The organism is Arthrobacter sp. HS15c, from assembly GCF_040812005.1.
Taxonomy (GTDB): Bacteria; Actinomycetota; Actinomycetes; order Actinomycetales; family Micrococcaceae; genus Arthrobacter.
On the sequence record NZ_JBFOHM010000004.1, the window covers coordinates 73,210 to 86,006 of the forward strand.

At 68.3% G+C, this 12,797-nt stretch carries 12 protein-coding genes; 6 read left to right on the top strand and 6 right to left on the bottom strand.

The genetic code is table 11. From position 1 onward, the window contains the following. The first annotated feature begins 92 nt into the window (after window positions 1–92). From ABV518_RS07385 to ABV518_RS07395, 3 genes are all read left to right on the top strand, one after another. Window positions 93–1,010 (top strand): carbohydrate kinase, encoded by a 918-nt coding sequence (locus ABV518_RS07385; protein WP_367766574.1) that lies wholly within the window; start codon window positions 93–95, stop codon window positions 1,008–1,010. 200 nt (window positions 1,011–1,210) lie between these two features. Then, window positions 1,211–2,281 (top strand): quercetin 2,3-dioxygenase, encoded by a 1,071-nt coding sequence (locus ABV518_RS07390; protein ID WP_367766227.1) that lies wholly within the window; start codon window positions 1,211–1,213, stop codon window positions 2,279–2,281. 79 nt (window positions 2,282–2,360) lie between these two features. Next, window positions 2,361–2,576: an AsnC family protein gene (locus ABV518_RS07395; protein WP_367766228.1), complete on the top strand. Its 216-nt coding sequence runs from the start codon at window positions 2,361–2,363 to the stop codon at window positions 2,574–2,576. A 1-nt stretch (window position 2,577) separates the two neighbouring features. Here the strand turns inward: ABV518_RS07395 and ABV518_RS07400 are convergent, their stop codons facing one another. The 5 genes from ABV518_RS07400 to ABV518_RS07420 all read right to left on the bottom strand — a co-directional run bounded on the left by ABV518_RS07400 (window position 2,578) and on the right by ABV518_RS07420 (window position 8,443). After that, window positions 2,578–3,819: a DUF3500 domain-containing protein gene (locus tag ABV518_RS07400; protein ID WP_367766229.1), complete on the bottom strand. Its 1,242-nt coding sequence runs from the start codon at window positions 3,817–3,819 to the stop codon at window positions 2,578–2,580. Further along, the gene (locus tag ABV518_RS07405) at window positions 3,797–5,605 is read right to left on the bottom strand and encodes an FAD-dependent monooxygenase (protein ID WP_367766230.1); all 1,809 of its coding nucleotides are present in this window, start codon (window positions 5,603–5,605) and stop codon (window positions 3,797–3,799) included. The genes ABV518_RS07400 and ABV518_RS07405 overlap by 23 nt, the downstream gene beginning before the upstream one ends. Further along, a complete protein-coding gene (locus ABV518_RS07410) occupies window positions 5,605–6,501 on the bottom strand; it encodes a fumarylacetoacetate hydrolase family protein (RefSeq protein ID WP_367766231.1) in 897 nt (298 codons plus the stop codon). The genes ABV518_RS07405 and ABV518_RS07410 overlap by 1 nt, the downstream gene beginning before the upstream one ends. Window positions 6,502–6,558: 57 nt before the next feature. Beyond that, entirely contained in the window at window positions 6,559–7,467 is a 909-nt protein-coding gene (locus ABV518_RS07415) for an alpha/beta hydrolase fold domain-containing protein (RefSeq protein WP_367766232.1), read from the bottom strand. A gap of 118 nt (window positions 7,468–7,585) precedes the next feature. After that, window positions 7,586–8,443, bottom strand: a complete 858-nt coding sequence (locus ABV518_RS07420; protein ID WP_367766233.1) for a DMT family transporter — start codon at window positions 8,441–8,443, stop codon at window positions 7,586–7,588. A gap of 84 nt (window positions 8,444–8,527) precedes the next feature. Between ABV518_RS07420 and ABV518_RS07425 the strand changes: the two genes are divergently transcribed. Then, a complete protein-coding gene (locus ABV518_RS07425; RefSeq protein WP_367766234.1) occupies window positions 8,528–9,391 on the top strand; it encodes a LysR family transcriptional regulator in 864 nt (287 codons plus the stop codon). A gap of 8 nt (window positions 9,392–9,399) precedes the next feature. On the opposite strand, the gene ABV518_RS07430 is transcribed toward ABV518_RS07425, so the two are convergent. Next, window positions 9,400–10,401 carry a LacI family DNA-binding transcriptional regulator gene (locus tag ABV518_RS07430; RefSeq protein WP_367766235.1) on the bottom strand — a complete coding sequence of 334 codons (1,002 nt, stop codon included), beginning with the start codon at window positions 10,399–10,401 and terminating at the stop codon, window positions 9,400–9,402. Between the two features lie 148 nt (window positions 10,402–10,549). Here ABV518_RS07430 and ABV518_RS07435 point away from each other — a divergent pair, with 148 nt between their 5' ends. Both ABV518_RS07435 and ABV518_RS07440 read left to right on the top strand, forming a co-directional pair. Beyond that, a complete protein-coding gene (locus ABV518_RS07435; RefSeq protein WP_367766236.1) occupies window positions 10,550–11,728 on the top strand; it encodes a Gfo/Idh/MocA family protein in 1,179 nt (392 codons plus the stop codon). Beyond that, complete coding sequence (locus ABV518_RS07440) at window positions 11,725–12,732, top strand: sugar phosphate isomerase/epimerase family protein (protein ID WP_367766238.1); 1,008 nt, start codon at window positions 11,725–11,727, stop codon at window positions 12,730–12,732. Before ABV518_RS07435 ends, ABV518_RS07440 begins: the two co-directional genes overlap by 4 nt. The last annotated feature ends 65 nt before the right edge of the window (window positions 12,733–12,797 follow it).

Sequence of the window (12,797 nt, forward strand, 5' to 3'; positions counted from 1 at the left end):
CCATGAAAGGCCCGCCCGTGCACAGCAAATCCCCCAGCCCCCTCTCCGCGACGCCGCCGGCTGCCCGCACCGCCCCTACAGCCCCGGACGTCATCGTCATCGGGGAAGCACTCGTAGACGTTGTCGCCTCCCCCGCCGGCCCGATCGAGCATCCGGGCGGCTCGCCGATGAACGTGGCCTACGGTCTGGGGCGGCTCGGCGTTTCCACCGCCCTGCTGACGTCCCTCGGCGACGACGCCCGCGGCGGGGCGATCGAGGCGCACCTGCGGCGTGCCGGCGTCGAACTCCTTCCGGGCTCAAAGTCCGCAGCGCGGACCGCGTCCGCCACGGCAACCCTTGCCGCGGACGGCTCAGCCACCTACGACTTCGACGTCAGCTGGGACCTGCCGGCAGTCACCCCCGCCCACCTGCCCAAGGTTCTCCACACCGGCTCCATCGCCACGTTCCTGGCACCGGGCGCGACGGCGGTGCGGGCGCTGCTGGAGCAGTCGCACCGTGAGTGCCTGGTCACCTACGATCCGAACATCCGGCCTGCCCTGCTGGGCAGCCAGGCGCAGGCCCGGAACATCTTCGAGGACCTGGTTCCGCTGACGGACGTGGTCAAGCTCAGCGATGAGGATGCCGCCTGGCTGTACCCGGGAGTCAGCCTGGAGGCCGCCGCCGGACGGATCCTGACGCTGGGCGCCGGACTGGCCGTGGTGACCCGCGGCGGGGAGGGTTCCCTGTTGGCGACGCCCGCCACCCAGCTTTTCATCCCCGCCATCCGGTCCACTGTGGCGGACACCATCGGCGCCGGCGACTCCTATATGGCCGCCCTGATCTACGGACTGCTGTCGCGCCGCACCGAGGGCCTGGGACGGGACGTCCTGACCTCCATCGGGCAGACGGCGTCGAAGGCTGCCGCCATCACCGTGCGCCGGCCGGGTGCGAATCCGCCCACGGCCGCAGAGCTGTCGGCGGACCTGGACGAGACCGGCCTGGACGAGGCAGCCCTGGCCGAAGCCGGGTGACCGACGCGCGGGCGAGCGAACGGGCGACGACGGCTGCCGCCGTCGTGCTCTGAGCCGGCCGCTGAGGCCGGACGCCGGCGAATCCGGTTTTCATCCAATGGAAACCGGGCTCGCGGCGGGCAGTCCGCGCCAGTCATGCTGGTGACCACACTTCTGCGCAGCAGACTGGTCGCAGCAGACTGACAGGAAAGAAGGAACCGATGTCCCTCAGCGTTGAGGAAATGAACAAGCAACTCCCTGTGGCCAATGCGCTGCCCGGCGAGGCCGTGCCGTATTACATGGCCTCGGGGGAAGGTGCCCGCTACGAAATCAACGGCCAATTGGTAACGGTCATCGCCCGCGCCGCGGACACCGGGGGCATCTTCAGCGCCGCCTACATCTCCGGCGGCATGGGGGCGGAATCACCGTTCGTCAGCCACAAGGTGGAGCACAAGACCCTCTACGTGTTCGACGGCATCCTGCACGTCTGGCTGCCCGGCGAAAGCCGCATCCTGACCCCCGGCGACTCCGTGGTCATCCCACCCGGAACCCCGCACGCCTATCGCATGGCCAGCCACTACACACGCTTCCTGAACTGGATGACGCCCGGCGGCGCCGAGGCCTACTACGAGCGTGTTGGCACACCCATCGATTCGCATGTGCCTCCGGTCCACGCCGGCCGTTCCGCCAGCCTCCAGGAGCAGGCCGAGGTGGGCGCCGAGTTCGGCATCACCTTCCCGGACGTGGAGCGCGTCACCCCCACGTTCAAGCACGACGCCGGCCTCCCCGCCACGCAGAGCCCCTACTTCCTCAGTGCCCACGAGGGTGAGCGCCTGGCCAGTTACCAGACCATGTTCACGTACCTGTCGCGCCCGGCGAACACCGGTTCGAACTACTTCGCAGTCCACACCAAGGGCGCCAAGTCGCCATACATCCCGCTGCACTTCCACTCGGAGCACACGGAGAACTTCCTGTGCACCGAGGGCCGGATGTGGCTGTACGCCAACGGCCGCGAAGTGCTGCTGACCAAGGGCGACTTCCTGCACGCCCCGGCCGGCACCGTACACTCGTTCGCGTTCGATTCGCACAACACGCAGATGGTGGGTTTCCTGACGCCGTCGGTCTTCAACGGCTTCTTTGAGTACTTCAACAAGCCCACCGAGGACTACATGTACACCGAAGGCGGGACGCCCTACATGGATATGGAAGGCTTTGGCCGCGCCCAGGCCGAGATGGACCTGACTGTGGTGGGTCCGCCGCCGCAGCGCCGGGCGGCCCTGGAAATCTCCTAGCCCCAACCCTTAGCTCGAAACAAGAATGGTCCGTCAACATATGTTGACGGACCATTCTTCGTCAACTAATGTTGACGAAATGGAGGTGGAGAGGATGAAAACACTCGTTGCGTCGATGGATGGCAAGGGACCCGCTGAGGCGCTGTTTGCCGTGGCCGAGCTGCAAAAGGAAGTGGGAAGGACCGAGGCATCCCTGGTCCGCAAGGCCCGGCAGGCAGGACTGTCCTGGGAGGCAATCGCGCTATGCCTGGGCGTGAGCAAACAGGCGGTCCACCGGAAATACGGCAAGCAGTAGCTCAGGAACCCGCGAGCGCCTGACGGACCAGTTCGCGGCCGTAGTCGTTGCCGTTGGGGGTCCGGACCACTGTGTGCATGTGGAACGGCGCGGGTTCGTCGTTGCTGAGGAACACCCCGGTGTGGTGGTCCAGCTCCAGAACCAGGACGGGGCTCTGCAGGCGGAAGTAGAACGCTTCCGGCTCCGCCCAGCCGCCGATCCAGCTGAACCAGGTCTCACCGTAATGCTCCTGGATTTCCCGACGGCGGGCCGTCCGGGGACCGTCCGGCAGGTAGGCGATGAAGTCCTCCACCACGTCATCCAGCACGGCCCTGGCCTCGGGCGGCATGGAGCTGACCAGGATGCCCTCGTACGGGATCACCCGGTTGTCCTGGAAACAGCCGCCCAGGTGCCGCTCGTCGCCGGGATGGATCCGCCCGTCCGGCATGGCCGGGTCCACCATCGACTCGTATACGGTGGCTTCCTTCCGCAGGCCGGCGGGCAGGGCGCCCATCAGCTGCCGGGCAAGGGCGATGCGCTCCTTGAAAACTTTGACACCCTGGTGCGGTCCGGCGTCGATGCCGTCCGGTTCCGCCCCCAGGAAGACGGGCGAGATCACCAGCTGCGTGCCGGCGACGAGGCAGTTCAGCGCCACGTGGTGGCCGAAGAGCTGCCAGCCCCATGGCACGGTTTCGGACGGCTCGCCAAACAGCGCAAAGTTGTAGCTGAACTCGTTCATCAGCAGGGGCAGCTCCACCAGGTCGCCCAGGAACCCGTTGATCCGCATGAGGTTCCGGACCAGCCGGAACCCGGCAGGGCTGAGGCTTGCCTCCACCACGGCAAGGGCGGCATCCCGGACGGCGGGATCCAGCTCGTCCAGGCGGAGCCCGGTGTCGTGCTGCACAAACTCCGGGTTGGCCCAGCTCTGCCATTCGGGGGCGTCCACGGGATAACTCACCCGGGACACCTCATCCAGGCTCGCGGCGGACAGCAGCTTCCGAGCGGCCGCCACCATCGCCGCCGTCGGGGCTTCTTCGCCGGCCCGCGCCGGAGCCAGCGGATACAGCCCGGGGCGGAGGCCGCCGTCGTTCGTGATGCCCTTGAACGGCTGCGGGTACAGCTTCTTCCAGCCTTCGATCATGGGGCCGGCAAAGGAGTCCGCCGTGGCCGCTTCGGCGTACTCCCGGGCGTTGAGGCCCCGGATTTCCGCCACCCGCGGGTGGTCCGGAGCGAACAGGAAATCACGGAATGACGGCGCTGACACGGGCGTTCCTTTCGTTGTCCTGGGATGAGGCTTGCTGCGTCGCGGTGGGCTGCGACGAAGCCTCCGTTGGGGCCGGGCTTGCGGCGCCCCAGCCGGCGGCCACGGCGAGCGCAGCTGCTGCGGCTTCGGCCGAGCTGCCGCGCCAGGCCACGTGCTGGTCCGGGCGGACCAGCACGGCGTCGGCGCCCCACAGGTCAGCCATCGGCGTTTCGTCGGCGGAAGGTCCGACGGCGGCGACGGTCACCGGAATACCCTGCCGGGCCGCGGCTTCGAGGACCGGCGCAAAGGCCTGGGACTCCGGCACCCCGGCCAGCGCACCGGCGTCGGCCAGCAGCGTGAAGCCGCTGCCGAGGAGGCTGTACAACGATGTGGACGGGTCCAGCCACGCATGCGGGAGGAGGGCACCCGGGCTGGCCGACGGGACATAGCGGATGGGGTCTTCGGCGGGCACGGGCGAACCGTCCGGCACCACCAGCGGGGAATCCCCGTAGGCGTAGCCGAGCACCAGTCCCAGCGAATCGAACTCGCTCTGCTTTACCGCAAGCGCCTCGTGGGCGGACTGCCGGGCGCGGACGCCGTCGTCGCCGTCGCTGCGCAAGGCGGGATCGGCGAAGTGGTAGGCCAGCGCCTTGCCGTTGGACGCGGCCTCGCGGATGGTCCTCGCCGCTACCGGGCGGCGTTCCAGCCCATAGCTGTCCAGGAGCTCCGGCCCGCCCCAGCCGGACAGCGTGGCAGCGATCTTCCAGGCGAGATTGGCGGCGTCGCCGATGCAGGTGTTGAAGCCGTGCCCGCCCCACGGCGGGTTCAGGTGCGCCGCGTCCCCCACCAGGAAGACGCCGTCGCGGCCATAGCCAGGAGCCAGCAGCATGCGCGCCGTCCACGGGTCCGTGGCGACGACGTCGACGTCCACCTCTGCGCCGACAAGCTGGCGGACCATGGCCACAGCGCCGTCCGCCGATGAGCTGTCAGTGTTGGCAGCTTTTTCGGCCGCGGAGGCGTCCACGCCCTGGATGATGGCCCACCAGGTATCGGCAAGGTCCATCCGGCCCACCATCCCGGCGGCTTCCGTGCCCACCACCCAGTACTGGACGGCCGGCGGCAGGGTGATCGCGGAGCCCAGGTCCCTGGACCGGAACATAATACTGATGTTGGACAGGGCCGCGGAGCCGCCCTCGAGGCGGATGCCCAGGCTGCGCCGCACGGCCGATGAGCCGCCGTCGGCCCCGATGACATAGCGAGCGGAGACGGTGCGCGTGTTTCCGGCGCCGTCCGCTGCAGTAACGGTGGATGGGCGTCCGGAGTGCACGGCGACGTCCTGGACGTGCCAGCCGGTGAGCAGGGTTACGAGCGGAGCCTCGGCAACCGCGGCGCGGAGGACCTCCTCCAGGACCGGCTGCGGAACCTGCTGGCCGCACTCGGGCTGCGGACCGTAGCGGCCGGGGACCAGCTGGAAAGCGTTGCGGAAGGTACGGAGTTCGTGGGCTGAGGGTCCGGTGAGGCCGGTGCAGAAGGTGACGTCCTGGGCGTAGTCCACGGGAAGCGGGGCGGCGGTGCGGAGCGCGTCGGCGAGCCCCAGCCGCCACAGGTGCGTCATTGTCCGGGCGTTGGTGGTTTTGGCCCGGGGCCGGGTGGAATCAACCGACGTCCGGGGTTCGATCACCACGCTGGGGATGCCGCGCGAAGCCAGGTCCAGTGCGAGGAAGAGCCCGCTGGGACCGCCCCCGGCAATCAGTACTTCTGCCTCCCCCGGCAGCACATCAGGGGAGGCCGGTTGCAGGGTGGCCATCAGGCACGGCCACGGAGTGAGATGTCGCCGACGGGGGTGGTCAGGGTGCCGAGCTTGTCGATCTCGACCTCGACGGTGTCGCCCGGCTGAAGCAGCCACTGCGGCGTGCGGGCATAGCCAACGCCCTCCGGGGTCCCGGTGGCGATGACGTCACCGGGGTGCAGGGTCAGGGTCTGGCTGATGAGCGAGATGATGGCCGGCACGGAGAAGATCATGTCCCGGGTGTTGCCGTTCTGGGCCTCGACGCCGTTCACCCGGGTGCGGACCTGGAGGCCGTCCCGGAGGTCGCCCACCTCGTCACGGCTGACCAGCGGGCCCAGGGGGCCGGTGAAGTCACCGTTCTTGCCCAGGGTCCACTGCGACGTGAGCTTCTGGGCACGGCGGGCGGTGATGTCGTTGAAGGTGGAGTAGCCAAAGACCGACTCGGCGGCAGCGGCCTCGTCCACGGATTCCACGCGCTGGCCGATGTACGCCGCCACTTCGCCTTCCCAGTCCAGGCCGTCCTCACCGGCAGGAACCGGAACAGGCACGTTGCCCACGGACAGGGATGCGGTCCAGCGTCCGAACAGCGTGGGGTACGGCGGAAGTTCCTGGTCCTTGTAGCTGCCTTCGGCAACGTGCGCCTTGTAGTTCAAACCGACGCAGATGACTCGTGCCGACGCGGGGACGAGCGGCACCTCGGCGACGCTGCCGCGATCGAGCCAGCTGCCGGCGTCGGACCCTGAATTGCCGGACAGTGAGGCGCCGGAGACCTCCGAGGCCAGGGAGACAGACTTGTCTTGCCAGCCGGCGGCGTCCGCCCAGAACTCAGCAACGGGGGCCAGGGGGAAAACGCGGGAATCCACCAGGGCCGCTGCCCAGGATTCCCCGCGGTGGGTGATGCCGATGTACTGCATGTGGAGCCTTTCAGGTCTGCCCGGGCACGGCGTATGCCGGTCCGGCGGGTTCAGGAGTCAGGAAGCCTGGGCTTGCCTGCGGAAGAAATCGATGGTGGCGTCCAGGACCGTCTGCACCGCGGCCGGACTGTTGTCCGGCAGCGACCACATGTGGTCGGCGCCTTCAATGAGGAGAAGTTCGACGTCGGCCCCGGCGGCTTCCAGCGCCGCGGCCAGGGTGGCGGACTGCGCCGCGGGGACGAACCGGTCGGCGGTGCCGTGAGCCAGGAAAAACGGTGGAGCGTGGTCGCCCGCGTACGTCAGGGGGCTGGCAGCTGCGGCCTTCTCCGGGGCATCCGCGGGCTGCGCGCCGATCAGGAGGGCCTCGCGGGACCCGGGATCGTCGGCCGTAGCGACGGCATTAGGCAGCGCCTGCTCACCCATGTGGACCAGGTCGGTGGGCGGATACCAGGCGGCGACGGCGGCCACCGAGGCGTTGGCGGCCGGCACGCCGGAGCCCGCAGACCCGGAGTCCGGATCCGCCCCGAGCCCCACGAGGCAGGCCAGGTGGCCCCCGGCGGAATCCCCCCACGCGTAGATCCGGTCGGGGTCGACGTTGTACTCCGCGGCATGGGCCCGCAGCCAGGCGACGGCAGCCTGGGCGTCCTGGAGCTGGGCAGGAAAGACTGCCTGCGAGGACAGCCGGTAGTCAGCGGAAACCACGGCAAAACCGGCCGAGGCGACGCGTTCAAAGGGCGCCAGGGCGAACCCGTCCGTGACGGGCCCAAGCGAGGAGCGCTCCCCCATCCGCCAGCCGCCGCCATGGAAGTGGACGATGGCCGGAACGGGGCCGGGCACCGGCACCAGGGCGCCCGCATCAGCCGGCGCATCAGCGTCCGCGCCGGCCGGGAGGTAAAGGTCCAGCAGCAACGGCACACCGCCGGGCCGGGAAAACTCAATCCCCTTCAGGACTTCCCCTGCAGTCATCAGCGACTCCATCCATTGCCGTGGCCGGAATCAGGATCGATCCGGCGCCTTACCTAAGCCTGCTGGAACGGTACGGGACAGGGAACGTGATATTTCAATGATTGAAAGGGTGCCCGGATTAGCGGCCGCCGCGGAACAGGAGCGCGCCGGCGTTGGCGACAACGATCAGCCCAATCCCGCACCACTGCGCCGCCCCCAGGTGCTCATGGAGCGCGAGTGCACCGATCAGGGCCGCGAAAACGGGGTTGATGCTCATCAGGACGCCAAAGACGTTGGCCGGTACCCGGCGCAGGGCAATCAGGTCGGCCAGGTAGGGCACCACCGAGGCCAGCACTCCGGCGCCGACGGCGCACAGCACCGTGAACGCGTCCGGTGGCCGGCTAATGAAGATCACCGCCGCAACAGGCAGGAACAGCACCGCGGAAACGCCGGTGGCGGCGGCGGTGCCCTGGACTCCCGGGATCCGCCGGCCCACGGTGCGGTTGAGGAGGATGTACGCCGCCCAGCTGCACGCCGCGATGAGGCCCAGCGCGATTCCGAAGTAGTCGGTGGAGGGCTTCGGCTGGGTGATGGCCACAACGCCTGCCCCGGCGAGGACCGCGTAGACGGCGCTGGACCTGTTCCGGCTGCTGAGCAGCGCCACGGCCAGTGGCCCGAGGAATTCGAGCGTGACCGCCAGCCCCAGCCCCACGCGCTGGATGGCCGAATAGAGGGACAGGTTCATGGTTCCGAAGACCACCGCCAGCAGCAGGACCGGCCACCACTGCTGCCGGGTGAGGGTCCACAGCCTGGGCCGGACTACGGGAAGCAGCACCGCGGCGGCAACCAGCTGGCGCACCGCCACCACGCCGACGGGTCCCATCCCGGGGAAGGCCAGCGAGCCGCTGGCGGCGCCAAGCTGGTTGGACAAGGCACTGGCCACGAGTGTTGCCGTACCGCCCTTGCCCGCTTTCCTGGGTGAAGTTCCTTCCATCATGTAGGCAGTGTGCTCCGCTGTTCGGCATCCGCTAAATGCATGGATGCTCTATTTATGCGCCAGGCGTATGAATAGACTGGCCGCATGGATCTTGAGTTGCGGCAGCTCCGCTGCCTCGCGGCACTTCTGGAGGCGGGCACCTTTACCGACGCCGCCATTGACCTGGGCATCTCGCAGGCTGCCGTTTCGCGGAACATTGCAGCGCTGGAGCGCACGCTGGGCGTCCGGCTGGTGCACCGGACCACCCGGAGCGTCGCCCTGACGGAGGCCGGGGAGCGGGCCCTGATCCATGTCCGCCGCGCACTCTCCGCGCTGGACGAGCTGGTCCGTGAGGCGGGTTCCCAGGCGGGGACCGTCCGCATCGGCTATGCATGGTCTGCCTTGGGCGAGCACACCACGGACTTTCAGCGCCGCTGGGCCGCAGCTTTCCCGGACACGGAGCTGGAGCTCGTCCGGAACAACACCCCGACGGCGGGACTCACCGAGGGGACGGCAGACCTCGCCATCCTCCGGCGGGCGCCGGAAGCGGCAGGCATCGACTTCGTGTCGGTTGGCGAGGAAAAACGCTACTGCGCGATGAGTTCCGATGACCCGCTCGCCGGCAGGCGGTCGGTGACCCTGGCACAGGTGGCGCAATCCGCGCTGGCGGTGGACGCCAGGACCGGAAGCACCACCGAGTCGCTGTGGCCCGCAGACAGCCAGCCAGCGAAGTTTGTTGCCATCCGCGACGTCGACGACTGGCTGACGGTCATCGGAAGCGGCAAGGCGCGCGGCATCACCGCGGCGTCAACGGCACACCAGTACCGGCGCCGCGGGGTTGTTTACCGGGCCGTACGCGATGCGCCACCCGTTCCCGTCTACCTGGCCTGGTCCAGGACCGACGCCCCGCGGCAGCGGCAACGGGTCATCGACCTGCTGGCCGCACTGTACGGCACAGGACGTTCCTGAGGGTCTCGTCAGGCTGGGGCCGTTGATGCCCTGACCACCAGCTCCGGCGTCACAAGCTCCGTATGGACGGCGGCCGTGGGATCCTTCATTCGGTCCAGCAGTGCGTTCGCGGCTCCGGCCCCGACCTCGCCGTTCTTGCCGTCAATGGTGGTCAGGCGCAGCAGGTTGGCTGACGCCAGCGGCGAATTGTCGTAGCCGATCAGGGACAGGTCCTCCGGGATGCGCCGGCCCCGGTCGCGGGCCGCACCAGCCGCCCCGAGGGCCATGGTGTCGTTGGCGGCAAAGATCGCGGTGAGTGTGGGATTTTCGTCCAGCAGGTGCAGGGCCGCCTGGTAGCCGTCGGACTCGGTTGTCTGCCCGTGACCCCCGGCCACGAGGGTCCGTAGCCCGCGCCCGCGCATCTCGGCCTCGTAGCCCTGGGCGCGGAGGCGGGCAGCCCCGCCGCCGCCGGTGATGTGCCCGATGTCGCGGTGGCCCAGGCCGGCCAGGTGTTCGACGGCGAGGCGCCCGCCCAGCAGGTCATCGTTGGCCACAATATCCGCGCCGGGAACAGCGAGGTCGCGGTTTCCGGCCACCACGGTGGGCACGTCGAGCCCGGGAAACATGTCCTCGGTGGGCTCGGTGGCAATCACGATGCCGTCCACGCGCAGGGAGATGAGCCCGTCCACCGGGGTCCGGTCCAGATGGGCGTTGAACGACGGGTCCGCCACCGCCACCCGGAAGCCCAGCGGCGCCAGGTGCTCGTGCAGTCCGGCCAGCAACCCGACAAACCACAGGTTCCGGTAGTCGTCCAGGACGACGCCGATAGTGCGCGACGCGTTTCCGGCCAGCGTCGCAGCCGCCCTGCTGGGGCGGTAGTTGAGCCGCTCGATGGCCTCTTCCACGGCTGCCCGCCGCGCCGGCGATACCCCCGGCGCGCCCCGAAGGACCAGCGAAACGAGGGACTTCGAAACGCCGGCTGCGGTGGCCACATCATAGATATTCGGCCTTTTGCCTGCTTCCTGGGTCATCCAGCCATTGTTACCCATCCGCAGCCACATTAGGGATATTGACAGGACAAACTTCCGGCCCTATCGTTTTTGTGGAGCGCTCCAAATCACATCACCATGCGGCGGTTGAGCCGTTCAGCCTCGGCTGACTTTTCGAAGGAGAAAATCAATGCCCAAGGAACTTGGCGTTGCAGTTATCGGGGCAGGCATGGCCGGCAAGGCCCACGCCGCCGCCTACCGCACGGCCTCTGCCCTCTACAGCCCGGTCCTGCCCCCGGTGAAGCTGGTCTCCATCGGCGACGTGAACGCCGAATTCGGATCCCTCGCAGCCCGCCGTTTCGGGTACGAGCGCAACGACACCTCCTGGCAGGCCATCGCCGAAGCCGACGACATCGACGTCGTGAGCGTTGTCATCGCCAACTCGCTGCACCGCGAGGTTGTCGAGGGCCTGCTCGCCGCGGGCAAGCACGTCCTGTGCGAGAAGCCGCTGAGCGACTCCCTGGAAGACGCCCGCGCCATGGCCGATGCCGCCCGCAACGCGTCCAGCATCGCCCGGATCGGCTTTACGTTCCGCCGGACCCCCGGCATCGCCTACATCCGCGACCTCATCCAGAACGGAACCCTGGGCAACGTCCTGCACTTCAGCGGCCGCTACTGGACCGACTACGGCTTCAGCCCCTCCGCTCCGATGAGCTGGCGCTACAAGGGCGGCCCCGGCTCCGGCGCCCTGGCCGACGTCGGATCCCACCTCGCATACGTTTCAGAATTCCTGTGCGGCGACATCAAATCCATCACCGGCGGGCAGTTGAGCACCGTCATCGGGAAGCGGCCGCTGCCGCTGGGTGCCGTCATCGGACACGACCACACTGCTGTCAGCGACTCGTTCGAGGCCGTCGAGAACGACGACTACGCAGCATTCAACGCAGAGTTCGCCAACGGCGCCGGAAGCTTCGAAGTTTCCCGCGTCGCGGCCGGACACGCCAACAGCCTGAACTTCGAAGTCTTCTGCGAGAACGGGGCCGCCAAGTTCGACCAGCGCCGCCCCGCCGAAATCCAGCTGTTCCTCAATGACGGTTCCGGCAACGAGAACGGCTACCGCCAGGTCATCCTCGGACCCGGACACCCCTACATTGCCGGCGGCCTCGCGATGGACGCCCCGGAAGTCGGCTTCGGCCAGAACGATGCCTTCGGCTACCAGGCCCGGGCGTTCCTCGAAGAGGTGGCAGGCCTGAGTGAAGCGGACTCCCTTCCGCGCTGCGCCAGCTTCGACGAAGGCGTCCGCAACATGGAACTGCTCGGCGCCGTCACCGAATCCGCCCTCAACAACGGAAAGAAGGTCACGCTGTGAAGCTCGGCGTCTACAACGCAATCCTGCACGACCGCCCGCTCCCCGAGGCACTGAAAGTCATCGCAGACCTTGGGCTGACCGGGATCGAGATCAACACCGGCGGGTTCCTCCCCGCCGTGCACGTCCCCACCTTCGATGAGATCCTCGAGTCCGACGCGGCACGCGACGACTACCTCGGGATCTTCGAAGGCACCGGCGTCGCCATCGCCGGCCTGAACTGCAACGGCAACCCGCTGCACCCCAACCGCGCCATCGGCGAAAAGCACGCCGAGGACATCCGCCGCTCCATCAGGCTGGCGCACCGCCTGGGCCAGAACCGCGTAGTCACCATGTCCGGCCTGCCTGGCGGGGAGCCCGGCGCCACCACCGTCAACTGGGTAGTCAACGCCTGGAACTCGGCGGCACTGGACGTCCTCGACTACCAGTGGGGCGTGGCTGCGGAGTTCTGGAAGGAAACCGACCGCCTCGCCGCCGACCACGGCGTGAAGGTCGCCCTGGAACTGCACCCGCAGAACATCGTCTTCAACACCGCCGACGTCCACAAGCTCATCGAACTCACGGGCGCCACCCACGTCGGTGTCGAACTCGACGCCTCCCATCTGTTCTGGCAGCAAATGGACCCGGTAGCCGTCGTCCGTGAACTCGGCCCGCTCGTGTTCCAGGCGGCCGCGAAGGACGTCCGGGTCAACACCGAAAACGCAGCACTCTACGGCGTCCTGGACAACAGCTTCCGCCGGCTCTCCCCCGAGGAAAACCGCACCAACCTCGGCGGCGACGAATGGGCCAACGAATGGCCCAAGAACTCCGCCTGGGACTTCGTTGCCCTCGGCCGCGGACATGACACGGCCTACTGGACCGAGTTCCTCCGGGCCCTGTACGAAGTGGACCCGGACATGCTGGTCAACATCGAACACGAGGACACCTCCCTCGGCCGGATCGAAGGCCTGCAGGTTGCAGCCAAGGTCCTGCGCGACGCCGACGCGGCGCTCACCGTTTCGGCCTAGAAAAACCGCCAGGATCATCGGTTGCTCCGTGGTGGCCCTTTTGAAGCTTCATAAGGGCCACTGCG